The organism is Microlunatus endophyticus, assembly GCF_014646195.1.
GTDB classification, from domain to species: domain Bacteria; phylum Actinomycetota; class Actinomycetes; order Propionibacteriales; family Propionibacteriaceae; genus Microlunatus; species Microlunatus endophyticus.
Genome location: NZ_BMMZ01000024.1, coordinates 1 through 17,142, shown reverse-complemented (window position 1 = coordinate 17,142; position 17,142 = coordinate 1). Strand labels below are relative to the sequence as shown.

Here is a 17,142-nt window from a genome sequence, read left to right as displayed (position 1 = left end):
CACCCACCACCAACTGCGAGCCGCACCCTGCACACACGGTGCGGCTCGCAGCATCTGGTGCGGCTACGACCAGAGTCTCGAACCGACTCAGGAGGCGGCCCAGGTCAGAAACTGCCCGTGACAAGGAGGTTTCGAAAAGACCCTTGCATCCTCTAATCTACGGACATCGCTGTGATGCCGTACCAGACCCAGGAATCGCAGGGCGAGCCCGCCGGCAAGGGACGCCCCGCGACAGCTGTGCGCTCTTTGGTCCGGATGGCGATCCTGACTATTCTCTGCGCCGGTGCGGCGCTGTTCTGGTCCAGCTCAATGGCATCGGCCGACACGGGTCGGCCTTCGGGCACCGATCCGCTGGGCGTCGTCCGTGGCCTCGGATCGGCCCTGACGGGCACTGTCCAGGGAGTCCTGGGAACCGGTCAGCGGGCTCATACCCCTAGTCACGACAGGGCCAGCAGCGACCACCGCTCGTGGACCCGGTCCTTGCAGAAGCCTCCGAACGACTCGAAGCCGACTGGCACGAAGTCCAGCGACACGAAGTCCGGCAGCGGGGCCTCGAAGACGACCCAGCCGGAGACCACGCCCGCGAAAACCACGCCCACGAAGTCGTCCGGATCGGTGAAGCCGTCCGGATCGACTGCGAACAAACCATCCGACACGAAGAGCTCGACCAAGATCAGCGGAACCAAGGGCACCGGAACCAAGGGCACCGGAACCAAGACCAGCGCAACCAAGACCAGCGCAACCAAGGCGTCCAAGAAGGCAGCGCCGGAGACGCCAGCGCCGGAGACGGCAGCGCCGAAGAAGACCGCGCCGAACAACACTCAGCACCGGGCGACGAAGTCGACTAAGTCGCCGTCGGCAGCCAAGCATCACAACCGAACGGCCGTCGACCATCCGTCGACGCAGCCCGGGAAGCAGCCGGTCGACCGGACCATCACGGCGCTCAACGGCATCGTTCACGCGACGGCCACTACCGTCGGTGGGGTCAGCAGCGGCATCGGGTCGGCTGCCGATCCGGTGGCGCAGGATGTGCACCAGCTGACCGGAGGTGGTCTCGACGACGAAGCGGCGTCGGTGAGCACCCTGACCCACAGCGTCGGTGGTACCGGCGTCGCGGCCGCCGGCGCACTGGACGGTACGACCAAGATCATCAGCTCGGTGAACCACCCGGCCGACCTCGGATCGGCCGTCGGCTCCGAGGTCGGTCAGGTCACCGGTGTCGTCGGTTCCGGCACGGCGATCGTCGGATCGACGGGCGGAGTGGTCAGCAGCACAGGCCGTACGGTCGCTGCGCTCGGCGGCGATCGGAGCCAAGCTGTCGGAGCCGTCCTGGGCGGTGTCGGTGACACGATCACCGGCGTCGGCGAAACGGTCAGCACGGTCGGTACTGCTACCGGCGGACTGACGACCGCTGTCGGGGCCACCGCCGGTACGACCGTCCAGCAGACCGTCGACGCCGCCACCGGCATCGTGGGAGCGACGACCGGCGGCGTGACCGGCACCATCTCCGGCACCGTGACGAACGTGCTCCCGGCCACCGATGGCAGCACCGGGACCAGCGTCGGCAGCACTGCGGGCAACGCGACGACTGCTGCCGCGACGCACTCCGCGGTTGCGACCGACACCGTCGGGACGAGCAGCGAATCCGCGGCGCCGGCCGGATCGAACGCCCCCCACCGGTCTGCAGGCTCCACCGCCGGTCTCTTCGCCGGCCGCACCCCGTCAGCCTTCGCCGGCGCCCTCATCCTGGTACGGCCGACGGCCGACGCGGCCGGTGCCCAGCAGCACGCCGCAGACCATCACGGCAGCGCCCGGGCCCACAGGACGAGCGTCTCGTTGCTGTCTGCCGGTGGCAACAACACGCTGCCCGAGCCCGGCCAGCTGCCCGGCCCCGTACCCGCCGTCGCCGCGGCGGCCACCTCCGCGGGCACCGGCCACGAGCACGCGTTCCTTGCCGCGCCGGCCGCCCGGATCCACCCCACCTCGTCCCTCCTGCACGGGTCCTCGAGCGCGAGCGCCATCGCCTCCACCTACGATCCCGGCTACTCCCCCGACTGAGGCGTCGGTCCTTCACTGCGCCGCCCTGCGGCGCGACCATGCGCTTCACCAAGCAGTTGGGTAGAAACACCGATGACCGATCCGATCGCCGGCGGCGAACACGAGCATGATCGCCACGACGACGTCATCTGCCAGATCGTGGCTGGTGATCTTGACGCCGCAGTCGTCCATCGCGACGACCGGCTGATCGCCTTCCTCGATCACCGGCCGGTGTTCAAAGGGCACGTACTGATCGCCCCTGTCCAGCATGTCGACAACCTGCTGACGCTTCCGGAGGACCTGATGCAGCCCATGCTCGGGCTGGCCCGTCGGATGAGTTTGGCTGTGATCGACGGACTCGGCGCGACCGGCACGTTCAGCGCGATCAACACGATCGTCAGCCAGTCGATACCCCATCTGCACTTCCATGTCGTGCCGAGAACCAAGGGCGACGGGCTGCGCGGCTTCTTCTGGCCGCGGACCCGCTACGCAGCAGGCGAGGCCGCAGACTATGCGGCCCGCATCGCGGCTGCTCTCGCACTGGTCAACTCCGACGACGCCTGACTGCGGCGCCCTGACGGGCAGCCGCAGAACCGGACCGGGGTCGTGATCCGACCACCGGCCAGATCGAAGGTACCGATGACTCAGTTGGAAACCCCGTACGCAACGCCCTACCGGTCGCCGGTCGTGCCCGCCACCACGACCACCACCGACACCAATCAGGACGCCTGGCAGGATGTCCCCGTCGACCTCGCCGTCGTCCGACGCCGGGCGCAACGCGCCGGCCACAAGCCGTCCATCCGGCACCGCGAGAAGTCGGTGGCCGACCTGGCCGCGGCGGCCGTCCGCCGCGCCAACGCACGCGACTGCCTCGGACTCCTCCTCGACGATCCTCACCCGCTGACGGTCGCCGAGCTCTCGGTCCGATCGGGCCTGTCCCGGCCGACGGTCGAGGCGGTCCTGCAGGACCTGATCGCCGCCGGGCCGGTGCACAGCATCGAACCGTCGGAGAGCAACGCCCCGGGGCGGCCTGCTCGCCGGTTCACCGCCTCTGCCGCCGGCAGTCTGGTGGCCGGCGTCGAGCTGGCACCGGGCGTGATCCGGTGCACGGTCGCCGACGCCTCGGGCCAGGTCGTCGCCCGCACCCGGACAGCGCTGGATCCTGGCGATCCCGACGATCTCCTGGACGCGGTTGCCGAGGCCGTCGCAGAGACCGTACGGCGCCGGTCCGGAAACGATCATGACGCCCGGGAGGGCCGATCACCGCTGCCGCGCCTGAACGCGGTCGGGCTCGCACTGCCGGGGATCGTCGATCACGATCAGCGACTGGCCCACAGCGACGCGATCCCGGAGCTGATCGGGATGGACGTCGCAGCAGAGCTGTCGCGACGGCTGGGCTGCACGGTGGCCGTGGAGAACGACCTCAAGCTGGCGGCCTACGCCGAACACCACCTCGCCCTGGCAGCCGACAACCTGATCCTCATCAAGCTCGGAAGCCGGATCTCGCTGGCGGTGATGGTGGACGGGCACATCGTGCAGGGCAGCCACCGGATGGCCGGCGAGTTCGGCGCCCAACGCGGCATGCACTGGACTTCCACCTCTGACGACGACGGTTTGAGGTGGTCCACCGGCCGCGACGCCGGGCCGGTGTTCGACCGGGCGGCGGCCGGCGACCAGCGGGCGATCACCGAGATCGACGGCTTCTGCGCCGAGATCGCGCCACGGCTGGCAATGCTCGTGCTGGCACTGGACCCCGACGCCGTGGTGATCGGTGGCGCGCTGTCGGGTTCGGGCGCCGTACTGCTGGATCCGCTGCGCCGCCGCCTCGATGAGCTGTTGACCGCTGCGCCGCCGCTGGTCGCTGCCGGACTGGCGGATGACGGTGCGGAGGCCGGCGCGTTGGGGCACGCCTTCGCCGTGGGCTCGCAGCAGATCCTCGGCATCCCCGACGTGCCGCCGCCGTGGTGCCGGCTGCGGTCGACCTGGGATCAGTACACGGGATCAATATGGCAACTAGACCCCCAGACACAAGACTGATGGTCGGGCACGCAATGATCGTCGCAAGCACCCACCGGTGTTCCGATGACCAATCGCATCGACCCACACCGACGAGGCCCGAGAAGGGGACATGACCGACAAGATCAGCTTCGGCTTCAGCAGCTACAGCTTCTCCCAGAAACTGCGCTCCGGCGAGATGACGTTGCCCGACGTCATCGACTGGGTCGCCGACAGCGAGGGCGAGCACCTCGAGCTGGCGGTCGCCGGCCAGAACGGCCCGGATGCGCCGATCCCGAATCTGGAGTCGGATCCGCAGTACGTGGACGAGATCCGGGCCAAGGCGGAGCAGGCGGGGGTGACCCTGTCCAACATCGCCATTGGTGCGAACTTCTACACCACCGATGCCGGTGAGACCGAGGCCGAGATCAAGCGGGTCAAGGCCTATGTCGATCTTGCCGAGCAGCTGGGCATCAAGCTGATGCGCCACGACGTCGTGGCACACAAGGGTCTCGAGGGCGACGACACGCCCCTCTTCGAGGAGGCGTTCCCGCTGATCGTCTCGGCAGCCAAGGAGATCGCCCAGTACGCCGCCGGCAAGGGCATCACGACAAGCCTGGAGAACCACGGTTTCTTCGTCCAGGCGGCCGACCGGGTCCGCCGGATCGTGCACGCGGTGGGCGAGCCGAACTTCAAGACCACCCTCGACGTCGGTAACTTCGTCTGCGTGGACGAGGATCCGACACTGTCGGTGCCGCAGAACCTCCCGTACGCGATGATCGTGCACTTCAAGGACTTCTACATCCGTCCCGCCACCCAGAACCCGGGCGAGGGCTGGTTCCGCTCCAAGGCCGGAAAGTACCTGCGCGGCGCGATCGTCGGCAACGGCGACCTCGATCTCCGCTCGATCGCGAAGTCGATCAAGGACTCGACCTACGAGGGTTATGCCTCGATCGAGTTCGAGGGCATCGAGGACTGCCTGCTCGGCTGTGAACGTGGCCTGGCCAATGCCAAGCGCCTGCTCGCGGAGGCGTGATCACCATGGCCAAGTTCAAGATCGGTGTCATCGGCACCGGAAGCATCGCCCAGTTGCACCTGGACGCCTACATCAACAACCCCGATGTCGAGCTGGTCGCGGTCAGCGACATCAACCTCGAACGCGCCCAGGCCACAGCCGACAAATGGGGCGCCAAGCGGGCCTACGGCGATCCCAATGAGTTGCTCGCCGACCCTGAGGTCGACGGCGTCAGCATCTGCACCTGGAACAACACCCATGCCTCCTGGGCGATCGCCGCCGTGAAGGCCGGCAAGCACGTCCTGGTGGAGAAGCCGATCAGCCGCACCTATGCCGAGGCACTGGAACTGCAGCGGGTGGTCGAAGACCACGACCGGGTGGTCCAGGTCGGCTTCGTCCGCCGGCACTCCCCCAACTGCCAGGTGCTCAAGACCTTCATCGACGCCGGTGATCTTGGCGAGGTCTACTACGCCAAGGCCAGCTGCATCCGTCGCATGGGTAATCCGGGCGGCTGGTTCGCGGACAAAGAGATCGCCGGCGGTGGCCCGCTGCTGGACATCGGCGTCCACGTCATCGACCTGGCCTGGTATCTGATGGGATCCCCGCGGGCGACCGCGGTCAGCGGCAACACCTACTTCAAGCTCGGCAACCGTGCCAACGTCACCAACACCCCGCGCTACAAGGTGTCCGACTACGACCCGACGAAGAACAGCGTCGAGGACATGGCCAACGCGGTGGTGCGCTTCGAGAACGGCGCCTCGCTGCTGGTCGACACCTCCTATTCGTTGCACGCGGTGAAGAACTCGATCGACGTCTCGGTCTACGGTGACAAGGGCGGCGCGGAGCTCGAGCCGGACCTCAAGATCGCCACCGAGAAGAACAACACGGTGATCAACATCGAGCCGCAGATCTCGTCGGGCACCTTCGAGCTCAAGCCCGGTTTCAGCAACGAGATCGCCAACTTCGTCGACGCCTCACTCGGCCGGGTGGAGAGCGTCGCCCCGGCCTGGCACGGTGTGGAGATCATGAAGATCCTCGACGGCATCTACACCTCGGCCGATGCCGGCAAGGAGATCACCCTCGTCTGATTGGTGTGTCTCGGACGGGCGTCGCTCAGCCGGGAAGGAGGGCAGGGAGAGCGCGCAGATCGCCGATCTCCCCTGCCGCCGTCGGCCCGGTGTCGCGCCGCAGCCAGAGGGCGCGCCAGCCGGCCCTTCGTGCCGCGACGACATCCTTCTCGTACGAGTCCCCGATCATGATCAGTTCGGCCGGGTCGGCGCCGACGGACCGGGCAGCATGGGTGAAGATCCGCGGGTCCGGTTTGGCGAAGCCGATCGCCTCGGCGGCGAACTCGACGGCGAAGAAGTGATCAAGACCCAGTGAGTCCAGTTTGGAGTTGCCGTTGGTGATCACTCCCAGCTGGTACGACCCCTGCAGCAGCTCAAGGCATGGCCGTACGTCGTCGAAGATCACCGGCTCGGCGAACCGGATCGCCAGGTAGTGCTCGGTGATCTCATCGATCTGGGCAGCGCTGGCTCCGACCGGCGCCAGTACTTCGGCGAACATCTGCCGCCGGACTGCGACCAGCGGCACCGGGCGGTCGCCGTACGCGTCCGCGAGCCGATCCCGGATCGCCTCAAGATCATCCGGCCGATAGCGCCCGGACAGCTCCGGCCACCGGCTGCCGATCTCGGACAGCGATGCTGACAGCGCCCGGTGCATCATGGCGGCGAAGTCGCACAGCGTCTGATCAACGTCGAAGAACACCCAGGCTGCCGGCACCCGGCGATCCTAGCGATCCGCCCGCGGCATCTATCCCGTTCCCGTGCGAAACACAGCACCCCGCGCCGGTGGTGACCGGCGCGGGGTGCTGTCAGTAGCGCTGAGTGTGCTGCGCAGTTGCTACCTGGCGAGCAGTGACCGCAGCACGTACTGCATGATTCCGCCGTGCCGGTAGTAGTCGGCCTCCCCGGGGGTGTCGATCCGGACCGTGGCGTCGAAGCTCACGTCGCCGACCTGGACCGTGACCGTCTTGGGCGTACGGCCCTCGTTGAGCTCGGTGACGCCGGTGATCGTGAAACTCTCCTCACCGGTCAGGCCGAGCGTTTCGGCGTTCTGACCCTCCGGGAACTGCAGCGGCAGCACGCCCATGCCGATCAGGTTGGACCGGTGGATCCGTTCGTACGATTCTGCGATCACGGCACGGACCCCCAGCAGCGCTGTGCCCTTGGCAGCCCAGTCGCGCGACGATCCGGAGCCGTACTCCTTGCCGGCCAGGATGACCAGTGGCGTACCGGCCTCCTGGTAATGCTGCGACGCCTCGAAGACCGAGGTCACCGGGCCGTCGGAGACGGTGAAGTCCCGGGTGAAGCCGCCCTCGGTGCCGGGAGCGATCTGGTTGCGCAGCCTGATGTTGGCGAAGGTGCCGCGGATCATGACTTCGTGGTTGCCGCGACGGGAGCCGTAGGAGTTGAAGTCCTTGCGCTCGATGCCGTGCTCGGTCAGATACTGCCCCGCGGGACTGTCGGCCTTGATCGCACCGGCCGGGCTGATGTGATCGGTGGTCACCGAATCGCCGAGCTTCAGCAGCACCCGCGCACCCTCGATATCGGTCACTGGGGTGGGCTCGGTCGGCATGCCCTCGAAGTAGGGAGCCTTACGCACGTAGGTGGACTCGCTGTCCCAGGCGAAGGTCTCGCCCTCCGGGGTCGGCAGCGACTGCCACTGCTGATCACCGGCGAACACGTCGGCGTAGCTCTCGGTGAACATGTCCGCACCGATCGCCGACGAGACGATCTCGTCGATCTCCGCCTCGGTCGGCCAGATGTCCTTCAGATAAACGGGATTCCCGGACTCGTCGGTGCCCAGCGGGTCGTTGGTCAGATCCAGATCCATGGTGCCGGCCAGGGCGTACGCGACCACCAGCGGCGGGCTGGCGAGATAGTTCATCTTGACGTCGGGGTTGATCCGGCCCTCGAAGTTGCGGTTGCCGGACAGCACCGAGACCACTGCAAGATCATTCTCGTTGACCGCATCGCTGACCTCGGGGATCAGCGGACCGGAGTTGCCGATGCAGGTGGTGCAGCCGTAGCCGACCAGGTTGAAGCCCAGCTTGTCCAGATACGGCGTCAGGCCGGAGCGCTCGTAGTAGTCGCTGACCACCTTCGAACCGGGCGCCAGCGTGGTCTTCACCCACGGCTTGCGGGTCAGGCCCTTCTCGACCGCCTTCTTGGCCACCAGCGCCGCGCCGATCATGACACTGGGGTTGGAGGTGTTGGTGCAGGAGGTGATCGCCGCGATCGTCACCGCACCATGATCGATGGTGAACTCGGAGCCGTCGGCCAGCTTGACCGGGGTCGGAGTGGACGGCCGACCCGGATTGCCGGTGTGGTGATCGTAATCGCGCGGCGCCGGCGCCCCGTTGCCGCTGGCGGGGCTGGGCGCATCCGAAGCCGGGAACGATTCCGCGACCGATTCGTCGTAGCCCTGCTCCGGCTCGGAGACGTAGTCGTTGAGCACCTCGCGGAAGCCCTGCTTGGCGTGGCTCAGCGAGACCCGGTCCTGCGGACGCTTCGGACCGGAGATACTCGGCACCACCGAACCAAGATCGAGTTCGAGGTACTCCGAGTAGGCGGCTTCCTTGTCGTCGGCGTGCCACAGGCCCTGTTCCTTGGCGTACGCCTCGACCAGCGCGAGCTGCTCGGCGCTGCGGCCGGTCAGCTTGAGATAGTCGATCGTCTTGTCGTCGATCGGGAAGACCGCGATCGTGGAGCCGTACTCCGGGCTCATGTTGCCGATGGTGGCGCGGTTGGCGACCGGGACCTCGGCAACGCCGGGTCCGTAGAACTCGACGAACTTGCCGACCACGCCGTGCTTGCGCAGCATCTCGGTGATGGTCAGCACCAGGTCGGTTGCGGTGGCGCCCTCGGGCAGCGATCCGGACAGCTTGAAGCCGACCACCCGCGGCACCAGCATCGACACCGGCTGGCCGAGCATCGCGGCCTCGGCCTCGATGCCACCGACGCCCCAGCCGACGACGCCCAGTCCGTTGACCATGGTGGTGTGGCTGTCGGTGCCGACGAGGGTGTCGGGGTAGGCGTACGTCTCACCGTTGATCTCGCGCGGGAAGACGACCCGGGCCAGGTGCTCGATGTTGACCTGGTGCACGATGCCGGTGCCCGGCGGGACGACCTTGAAGTCGTCGAAGGCACCCTGGCCCCAACGCAGGAACTGGTAGCGCTCGCGATTGCGCCCGTACTCGATCTCGACATTGCGGGTGAAAGCGTCAGCCGTGCCGAAGACGTCGGCGATCACCGAGTGGTCGATCACCAGCTCGGCCGGCGACAGCGGATTGATCTTGTTGGGGTCGCCACCGAGATCGGCGAACGCCTCGCGCATGGTGGCAAGATCAACGATCGCCGGCACGCCGGTGAAATCCTGCATGATCACCCGTGCCGGGCTGAACTGGATCTCCTTGCTGGGCTGGGCATTCGGGTCCCAGTCGGCCAGCGCGCGGATGTCGTCGGCGGTGATGTTGGCGCCGTCCTCGGTGCGGAGCAGATTCTCCAGCAGCACCTTGAGGCTGTACGGCAGCTTGTCCGCACCGTCGACCTTGTCGAGGCGGAAGATCTGGTAGGACTTGTCGCCCACCTCCAGGGTGGACTTCGCACCGAAGCTGTTCACGCTGGGACCGGTGGCTTCGCTCGTCATGGTCACTCCGTTGTCGTCGAAACTCTCTCGACGTCAAGATATCACCGGGCCGTACGCCCTGATGACCGCCATGCCGCCGGGAGCGGGTCAGCACCGACCCTAGTCACACCCGACAGAACACCGAACCCCGACCTCGTCGCAGCCGATTCCGACGCGTTGGGGCCCAGCACTCGCGGTGTCACGACTTCGGCCTACGCGAGCACTGGTCGAGTCGTCACGGGGCGACGCACAGCCGGCTGCCTCAGCTGCTCGGCCGCAGGATCGCGACGCACTCGAAGTGTTGGGTCATCGGGAAGAGGTCGAAGGCGCGCAGCGAGACCAGCTCGTACGCCTGCTTCTGCAGGTAGCCGAGGTCTCGGGCCAGCGCGGCCGGATCGCAGGCGACGTAGGCGATCGCGCGCGGCCGGCGCCGTACGATCTGCTCGACGACCTTCCGACCGGCACCGCTGCGCGGCGGGTCCAGGACCACCAGATCGGTCGAGCCGGGCAGCGCACTGCGGCCCCGAGGTGCTCCCAGCGCCCGGTCGACGCGGGAGGTCTGGAACCGCGCCCGCGAACCGGCATCAGCCAGGTTGCGGCGCGCCGCAGCAACAGCTGCGCCGCTGGATTCGACCCCGATCACCCGGCAGCCGGCGTCCACCAGGGCGCCGGTGAACAGCCCGACGCCGCAATAGAGGTCGAACGCCTTCTCCCCCGCATCGGGCTGCAACCCCTCCAGCACGGTGGTCGCGAGCAGGTCGGCGGCAGCCGGATGGACCTGCCAGAAACCGTCGCCCGACACCTCCCAATCGCGACCGACGGCGTGTTCGGTGATCGTCTCCTGCCGGCCGCCGGGCAGCCAGTGCACGCCATCGGCGGCATCGACGCCGATCACCTCCCCGCCGGTCGTCCCGGTCGCGGGACGCCCGATGGCGGGCGCCGCAATCCGGCAGCCCTCGGGCGGCAGTGCGATCACCTGATGGGATCGGTGCGCACGCAACCCCGGGTGCCCCGCGTCATCGAACAGGTAGCGCATTCGGGTCCGCCAGCCGAGGCCATCACCCGTACGACCGTCGCCCGTACGACCGTCGAAGGGCACCTCTTCGACCGGCACCCGCAACTCCAGCCCGGCCAGCCGCCGGAGCTGTTCGGCCAGGACCTCGGCCTTGAGCCGCCGCTGCGCCGCCGGATCCACATGCTGGAAGTCGCAGCCTCCGCAGCCGCCAGGACCGGAGATCGGGCAGGCCGGCTGGATCCGGTCCGGTGACGGGTCGAGGATCTCGATCGCGTCGCCGCGCCAGTAGCTGGGTTGCGAGATATCGGTGACCGCGATCATCACCCGCTCACCCGGCAGTGCATGGCGTACGAAGACCACCCGACCCTCGTGCCGGGCGACGAAGTGGCCTCCATGGGCGATCGGGCCGACGGCCACCGGGCCGATCGTCAGCGGCTCGGCCTGGTCGTCGACAGGCTCGGCGATCCTGGCCGTCCCCGGCTCTTCGACGGGATCGGAGTTGGTGGTCACCGGACCGTCGCGCGGGAGCGCCGATCGGAGCGGGCCAGCCGCCGCTCGCCGGCCGTGGACGACTGCAACAGGAAGGGCACCGAAGTCACCATCACGCCGGGGGTGAAGAGCAGCCGGGTCTTCAGCCGCAACGCGCTCTGGTTGTGCAGCAACTGTTCCCACCAGCGGCCGACGATGTATTCCGGGATGTAGACGGTCACCACGTCGCGTGGGCTTTCCCGGCGGATGCTGCGGACGAATTCGAGCGCCGGGTTGGTGATCTCCCGGTAGGGCGAGGCGATCACCTTCAGCGGGACCGCGATACCGGCGTCCTCCCACTGCTGGACCAGCCGCTCGGTCTCGTCGGGATCGACGTCGACCGTGATCGCCTCCAGCGTGCTGGGTCGCGACGCCTTGGCGAAGGCCAGCGCCCGCAAGGTCGGCTTGTGCAGCTTGGACACCAGCACCACCGCGCGGACCCGGCTGGGCAGCATCTTGTCCTCGGTGGGGTCGATCGCCGTCTCGCGGGCGACCGCGTCGTAGTGCCGTCGGATGGCCTTCATCAGCAGGAACAGCACGATCATCGCGATGATCGCGATGTAGGCGCCCTGGAGGAATTTCGACAACAGCACGATGATCAGCACGGTGCCGGTGCAGACTGCGCCGACCGTGTTGATCACCCGGGCCCGGAACATCCGGTTCCTGGCCCTGCGGTCGTGCTGGTCGCGCAGCAGCCGGGTCCAGTGCCGGACCATGCCGATCTGGCTGGTGGTGAACGAGACGAACACGCCGACCACGTACAACTGGATCAGGGCGGTGACGCTGGCATCGAAGGCGATGATCAGCACGATCGCCCCGGCGGCCAGCAGCAGGATGCCGTTGCTGTAGGCCAGCCGGTCGCCACGGGTGTGCAGCTGCCGGGGCAGATAGCCGTCCCGGCCGAGGATCGAGCCCAGCACGGGAAAGCCGTTGAAGGCGGTGTTCCCGGCCAGGAACAAGATCAGCATCGTGGCACCGATGACGAAGTAGAAGCCCGGCTGGAAGTTGTTGAAGACTGCGGCGGCGAGCTGGCCGATGGCCGTATCCGCCTCTTCGTGGACCGGCCTGCCGTTGAGCACGAAGTGACTGAATCCGGGGTCGACCAACTTGAGGCCGGTCAGCCTGCCGAGCACCGTGACGCCGATCATCATGCTGACGGCGATGGTGGCCAGCAGCGCCAGGGTGGTGGCGGCGTTCTTGCTCTTGGGCTTGCGGAAGGCCGGTACGCCGTTGGAGATCGCCTCGACACCGGTCAGCGCGGCCGATCCGGAGGAGAACGCGCGGGCCAGCAACGGGATCATCGCGAGTCCGGTCAGCCCTGTGTATTTCGGGTCGCCGACGACGCTCCAGTGGGCGGTCGCCGCCTGCAGGTGCGTGCGGAGCACCAGGATCCGGAACAGGCCCCACGCGGTCATCGCCAGGACCCCGAACATGAAGCAATAGGTCGGAACCGCGAAGATCGTTCCGGACTCCCGGACGCCGCGCAGATTCATCGTCATCAGCAGCAGGACAACCAGGACCGCGACCAGCGCCTCGTGTCCGTCCAGGAACGGGAAGGCCGCCTCGGCGTTCTGGACGCCCGAGGAGATCGAGACGGCGACCGTGAGCACGTAGTCGACCATCAGCGCGCTCGCGACCGTCAACCCGGCGTTGGGCCCAAGGTTGACTGTTGCGACCTCATAGTCGCCGCCACCGGAGGGATAGGCGTGCACGTTCTGCCGGTAGGACATCACCACGACAGTCATCACGAAGGCGACGACGATCCCGATCTTCCAGGAGAACGCGAAACCCGAGGCCCCGGCCAGGGACAACGTGATCAGGATCTCATCGGGCGCGTACGCGACGGAGCTGAGTGCGTCGGAGGCGAAGACCGGAAGCGCGATCCGCTTCGGCAGCAGCGTCTCCCCCAGCTGCGTACTGCGGAGCTTACGGCCGATCAGCAGCCGCTTGCCCACATCCGCGATACTCACGTCGCGCAAGCCTAAGCCATGGTTGGGAACCGGCCATGGTCACGACCGGCGCGTCCCATCCACGTGCCGACGCCAGTACCGGTCCCGGTGCCGATCTTGAGTGTGCAGGCCGACGCCTCCCAGGCCGGGCGACGGGTTTGCCGTGACGGCTGCCGGAGGGCAAGGATGAGAGAAGGATGAGAATGGAAAGATCGCTACCGCGCCGACTGCCGGCATCGGAGGAGACCAAGTGCACATCGTGATCATGGGCTGCGGCCGGGTCGGGTCGACCCTGGCCCGGAGCCTGGAAAAGCGTGGCCACTCGGTCGCGGTGGTCGACATGAACACCGAGGCGTTCCGCCGTCTCGGTCCCGATTTCGGCGGCAGGACCGTCAAGGGCGTGGGCTTCGATCGCGAAGTGCTGCTGAGCGCGGGGATCCGGGAGGCCGACGGTTTCGCCGCTGTCTCCAGCGGTGACAACTCCAACATCATCGCCGCCCGGGTTGTCCGGGAAACCTTCGAGGTCACCAATGTGGTCGCCCGGATCTACGATCCCGGCCGGGCCGAGGTCTACGAACGGCTCGGCATCCCGACGGTGGCGACCGTACGGTGGACGGCCGACCAGGTGATCCGCAGACTGTTGCCTTCGGGTTCGGAGCCGCAGTGGCGCGACCCGTCCGGCACCGTCCGGCTCGCCGAGGTGCACGTCAATGCCAGCTGGGTCGGCCGCAGGGTCGACCAGATCGAGGCCGCCGCCCGGACCCGGGTCTCCTTCATCCACCGGATGGGAGACGGCATCATCCCCACTGCCAGCACGGTCTTCCAGGACGGGGACCTGCTCTACATCGCCGTCGAGGACCAGCGCCTGGGCGAGGTCGAGGCGATCCTCGCCTCCGCGCCACCGGCCGACTGATCACCGGACCGCCGAGCCAGGATGCCCCACCAGATGATCTTCATCCAGATGATCACGAAGACGATGATCACGATCAGCACGGACCACAGAAGGAGTGCCGGATGCGCGTGACGATAGCCGGAGCCGGCAACGTCGGCCGGTCCATTGCCGCGGAGTTGGTCGAGAACGGCCACCAGGTGTTGCTGATCGACCGCGACCCGCGCGCGATCAAGGCCGACACCCTGCCCGAAGCGGAGTGGTTACTGGCCGATGCCTGCGAGCTCTCCACCCTGGAGGAGGCGGGCATCGACACCTGCGACGTGGCGATCGCCGCGACCGGAGACGACAAGGCCAATCTGGTCAGCTCGCTGCTTGCCAAGACCGAATTCGGCGTACCCCGGACGGTAGCCCGGGTCAACCACCCCAAGAACGAATGGCTGTTCACCGACGACTGGGGTGTCGACCACGCCGTCTCCACGCCGCGACTGATGTCGGCACTGGTCGAGGAGGCGGTGTCGATCGGCGACCTGGTCCGGCTGCTCACTTTCCACGAGGGCAGTGCCAATCTGGTGGAGCTCACCCTGCCGGCCAGCAGCCCGATGGTGGGCAGCCCGATCGGCGACCTGCGGCTGCCGGGCGATGCGGTGCTGGTGGCGATCGTCCGCGACGGTCGCGCTCAGGCTCCGGATCCGGACGGCTCGCTGGAGGCGGGCGACGAACTGCTGTTCGTGGCGACCGAGGACTGCGAGGACGACCTGACCGCGATGCTGGCGCCGCGCCAGCTCGGCTGACCCGGCAGGGCGTGGTCGGCCCCTCCTCTTGGCCCGAGGGTCCTGTCGAGGGACCTACCGGTGGTCTCCGGTGGCGACGACGGACAAGCCGACTCCGATGATCGAGGCTCCGCCGATGCGTCCGATCGTCGTCACCCGGCGCGGCGACTTCGCGAGCCAGGTGCGGGCGCGACCGGCGGCCAATGCCCAGCCGGTGTCGGTGATCAGGCCGATCACCAGCGGGACCACACCCAGCACCAACATCTGCACCGTCGTGTTGCCGACCGCCCGGTTGAGGAACTGCGGAACAATCGCGGTGTACAGCACGAAGGTCTTCGGGTTGGTCAGGCCGACGATCACGCCGGTCCGGATCGCCGCCCGGGCCGGCTGATGACCGGTCCGACCGTTCTCCGCATCCTCAGCAAGCGGGCCGGCGTGACGGATCGCCTGGATCCCCAGCCAGAACAGATACAAGATCCCGACCCACTTGACCACCCGGAACAGCGTCTCGGAACGTTGCAGCAGCGGACCGAGCCCCACGGCGATCGCAGCGCCGACGAGATAGCAACCGATCGCGTTCCCGGCCACGCTGGCCAGTGCGTTGCCGCGGCCATGGCTGAGAGCACGACCGACCACGAACATGACACTCGGGCCGGGCACGGCGATCAGCACGACACTGGCAAGCGTGATGCCGACCACCTGTTGGAGGGTGAGCACCAGGCCATTGTGGCGCCGCCCGGACCTGCTTCGTGAGCCAAGCCCTCAAATTGCCAGGAAGGGGCCCTCGCGATGGATTCCTAGCAGCAATCGTCGTGGTCGCCGGGGGCGCGTTCGCCGGTCAGTTCTGAGACCGGCGTCGTGCATGCCTCACCCTTCCACGCCTCCCAGCCTTCGCGGACGGCGAAGAACACAATCACCAGACCGGCGACCGGGTCCGCCCAGGTCCACCCGAAGAGACTGTTCAGCAACAGGCCGATCAGGACCGCGGCCGAGAGATAGGAACAAATCAACGTCTGCTTGGAATCGGCCACCGCCGACGCCGAGCCCAGTTCTCGTCCGGTCCGCCGTTCGGCCAAGCTCAGCAACGGCATCACGGCCAGGCTGATCGCCGACAACACAATCCCCACCAGGCTGTGCTCCGGGGACCGGACGCCGGTCAGCGCCAGTACAGCATCGATCGTCACATAGACGGCCAGCGCGAAGAAGGAGACGGCGATCACGCGGAGTGCGATCCTCTCCCGTGACTCGGGATCCTTGGCCGAGAACTGCCAGGCGACTGCGGCCGCCGACAGCACCTCGACCACCGAATCCAGGCCGAACCCGATCAGCGCCGTCGATGAGGCCACGGTTCCGGCGCTGATCGCCACGATCGCCTCGATCACGTTGTAGCTGATCGTCGCCGCCACGATCAGCCGGATCCTGCGGGCCAGCACCGTCCGGCGGACCGGGTCAACGGCAACTCCGGCGCCCATGGCATTCATCGTCATGATCAGCAGCACCCCTCGGTCTCGGCGTCCTGGCAGGTGCTGTCCGCTGCGACGGCCACCACGGCGCTACGCAGGTCGTCCAGCGCATGCCCCAGACGCCGGTCCGCCAGCTCGTAGCGGACCCGGCGGCCGACCGGCACCGTTACCACCAGACCGCAGTCCCGAAGACATGCGAGATGGTTGGACAACCGGGTCCGGGAGATCTCGAGCTCGTCGGCGAGATCCGACGGATAGCGTGGCGCCTCGCGCAATGCCAATAGCAGCCGGCATCGGATCGGATCAGCCAACGCCCGACCGAACCGGGCCAACACATCAATACCAACCGCAGTACCAAGCGGGATGTCAGCAGCACTCTGCAACACAGCGGAAACGATACAAGAAATCCTGAATCCAGGAAACCTTGATCAATGGGCGCTGCGGGCCGCAAGCCACCGGGACACGTACCCGTTCCGTGCCCGCCCTCCCGCCAGAGTCCCTCAGATTCGTAGACGGACTCCGCCCGCGTGTTACTCACTGATTCAGCCGACACCGTCGGTGTCCGCAGCGCCCCGGCCGTGTCCGACGCCCGCGAAGGCACCTCCTGCGGACAGGATCGTGTGAGCATGACTGTCCGAAGCGATGGTGGATTCCGTGCCCACTGGAGTCCATCCCGAGCCGTGGGTCTCCGCCGCTTCAGGCAGCAGAGCGCCGACCGCTAGTGTTGTGCGTCATTAATTCGTTTACAGTGTGGGATGATGGTGTATGCCATCAACTGTGTTCGAGGTC

At 67.4% G+C, this 17,142-nt stretch carries 15 protein-coding genes; 7 read left to right on the top strand and 8 right to left on the bottom strand.

Annotation, left to right across the window (positions count from 1 at the left end; translation table 11 throughout):
- Window positions 1–437: 437 nt before the first annotated feature.
- Window positions 438–644, bottom strand: coding sequence for a hypothetical protein (locus IEY07_RS23880; protein WP_188898676.1), 207 nt, complete (start codon window positions 642–644; stop codon window positions 438–440).
- Between IEY07_RS23880 and IEY07_RS23875 the strand changes: the two genes are divergently transcribed.
- The 5 genes from IEY07_RS23875 (at window position 616) to IEY07_RS23855 (ending at window position 6,135) form a co-directional block, all read left to right on the top strand.
- Complete coding sequence (locus IEY07_RS23875) at window positions 616–2,058, top strand: MFS transporter (protein ID WP_188898674.1); 1,443 nt, start codon at window positions 616–618, stop codon at window positions 2,056–2,058. The genes IEY07_RS23880 and IEY07_RS23875 overlap by 29 nt on opposite strands.
- A gap of 72 nt (window positions 2,059–2,130) precedes the next feature.
- The gene (locus IEY07_RS23870) at window positions 2,131–2,601 is read left to right on the top strand and encodes an HIT family protein (protein WP_188898672.1); all 471 of its coding nucleotides are present in this window, start codon (window positions 2,131–2,133) and stop codon (window positions 2,599–2,601) included.
- Between the two features lie 75 nt (window positions 2,602–2,676).
- The gene (locus IEY07_RS23865; RefSeq protein WP_188898670.1) at window positions 2,677–4,074 is read left to right on the top strand and encodes an ROK family transcriptional regulator; all 1,398 of its coding nucleotides are present in this window, start codon (window positions 2,677–2,679) and stop codon (window positions 4,072–4,074) included.
- 91 nt (window positions 4,075–4,165) lie between these two features.
- Window positions 4,166–5,068, top strand: coding sequence for a sugar phosphate isomerase/epimerase family protein (locus tag IEY07_RS23860; protein ID WP_188898668.1), 903 nt, complete (start codon window positions 4,166–4,168; stop codon window positions 5,066–5,068).
- Between the two features lie 5 nt (window positions 5,069–5,073).
- The gene (locus IEY07_RS23855) at window positions 5,074–6,135 is read left to right on the top strand and encodes a Gfo/Idh/MocA family protein (protein WP_188898666.1); all 1,062 of its coding nucleotides are present in this window, start codon (window positions 5,074–5,076) and stop codon (window positions 6,133–6,135) included.
- A gap of 25 nt (window positions 6,136–6,160) precedes the next feature.
- Here IEY07_RS23855 and IEY07_RS23850 read toward each other — a convergent pair whose 3' ends face one another.
- The 4 genes from IEY07_RS23850 to IEY07_RS23835 all read right to left on the bottom strand — a co-directional run bounded on the left by IEY07_RS23850 (window position 6,161) and on the right by IEY07_RS23835 (window position 13,249).
- Window positions 6,161–6,829 (bottom strand): HAD family hydrolase, encoded by a 669-nt coding sequence (locus tag IEY07_RS23850; RefSeq protein WP_188898664.1) that lies wholly within the window; start codon window positions 6,827–6,829, stop codon window positions 6,161–6,163.
- Between the two features lie 120 nt (window positions 6,830–6,949).
- Window positions 6,950–9,757 carry an aconitate hydratase gene (locus IEY07_RS23845; RefSeq protein ID WP_188898662.1) on the bottom strand — a complete coding sequence of 936 codons (2,808 nt, stop codon included), beginning with the start codon at window positions 9,755–9,757 and terminating at the stop codon, window positions 6,950–6,952.
- A 241-nt stretch (window positions 9,758–9,998) separates the two neighbouring features.
- A complete protein-coding gene (locus IEY07_RS23840) occupies window positions 9,999–11,216 on the bottom strand; it encodes a class I SAM-dependent RNA methyltransferase (RefSeq protein ID WP_229670618.1) in 1,218 nt (405 codons plus the stop codon).
- 41 nt (window positions 11,217–11,257) lie between these two features.
- Complete coding sequence (locus IEY07_RS23835; protein ID WP_188898661.1) at window positions 11,258–13,249, bottom strand: APC family permease; 1,992 nt, start codon at window positions 13,247–13,249, stop codon at window positions 11,258–11,260.
- A 244-nt stretch (window positions 13,250–13,493) separates the two neighbouring features.
- On the opposite strand from IEY07_RS23835, the gene IEY07_RS23830 reads away from it, so the two are divergent.
- Both IEY07_RS23830 and IEY07_RS23825 read left to right on the top strand, forming a co-directional pair.
- On the top strand, window positions 13,494–14,141 hold the full coding sequence (locus tag IEY07_RS23830) for a potassium channel family protein (protein WP_188898682.1): 648 nt from the start codon (window positions 13,494–13,496) through the stop codon (window positions 14,139–14,141).
- Between the two features lie 101 nt (window positions 14,142–14,242).
- Window positions 14,243–14,911: a potassium channel family protein gene (locus tag IEY07_RS23825; protein ID WP_188898659.1), complete on the top strand. Its 669-nt coding sequence runs from the start codon at window positions 14,243–14,245 to the stop codon at window positions 14,909–14,911.
- A gap of 54 nt (window positions 14,912–14,965) precedes the next feature.
- Here IEY07_RS23825 and IEY07_RS23820 read toward each other — a convergent pair whose 3' ends face one another.
- The 3 genes from IEY07_RS23820 to IEY07_RS23810 all read right to left on the bottom strand — a co-directional run bounded on the left by IEY07_RS23820 (window position 14,966) and on the right by IEY07_RS23810 (window position 16,718).
- The gene (locus IEY07_RS23820; protein WP_188898657.1) at window positions 14,966–15,607 is read right to left on the bottom strand and encodes a LysE family translocator; all 642 of its coding nucleotides are present in this window, start codon (window positions 15,605–15,607) and stop codon (window positions 14,966–14,968) included.
- An 80-nt stretch (window positions 15,608–15,687) separates the two neighbouring features.
- Window positions 15,688–16,377: a cation diffusion facilitator family transporter gene (locus tag IEY07_RS23815; protein ID WP_229670617.1), complete on the bottom strand. Its 690-nt coding sequence runs from the start codon at window positions 16,375–16,377 to the stop codon at window positions 15,688–15,690.
- 2 nt (window positions 16,378–16,379) lie between these two features.
- Window positions 16,380–16,718 (bottom strand): ArsR/SmtB family transcription factor, encoded by a 339-nt coding sequence (locus IEY07_RS23810; protein ID WP_188898678.1) that lies wholly within the window; start codon window positions 16,716–16,718, stop codon window positions 16,380–16,382.
- Window positions 16,719–17,142 lie beyond the last annotated feature (424 nt).

Excerpts from the sequence above, each read along its gene's own strand:
- IEY07_RS23870 (WP_188898672.1), top strand. The coding sequence starts at position 2,131 with ATGACCGATCCGATCGCCGGCGGCGAACACGAGCATGATCGCCACGAC.
- IEY07_RS23865 (WP_188898670.1), top strand. The coding sequence starts at position 2,677 with ATGACTCAGTTGGAAACCCCGTACGCAACGCCCTACCGGTCGCCGGTC.
- IEY07_RS23860 (WP_188898668.1), top strand. The coding sequence starts at position 4,166 with ATGACCGACAAGATCAGCTTCGGCTTCAGCAGCTACAGCTTCTCCCAG.
- IEY07_RS23855 (WP_188898666.1), top strand. The coding sequence starts at position 5,074 with ATGGCCAAGTTCAAGATCGGTGTCATCGGCACCGGAAGCATCGCCCAG.
- IEY07_RS23845 (WP_188898662.1), bottom strand. The coding sequence starts at position 9,757 with ATGACGAGCGAAGCCACCGGTCCCAGCGTGAACAGCTTCGGTGCGAAG.
- IEY07_RS23830 (WP_188898682.1), top strand. The coding sequence starts at position 13,494 with ATGGGCTGCGGCCGGGTCGGGTCGACCCTGGCCCGGAGCCTGGAAAAG.
- IEY07_RS23825 (WP_188898659.1), top strand. The coding sequence starts at position 14,243 with ATGCGCGTGACGATAGCCGGAGCCGGCAACGTCGGCCGGTCCATTGCC.
- IEY07_RS23815 (WP_229670617.1), bottom strand. The coding sequence starts at position 16,377 with ATGACGATGAATGCCATGGGCGCCGGAGTTGCCGTTGACCCGGTCCGC.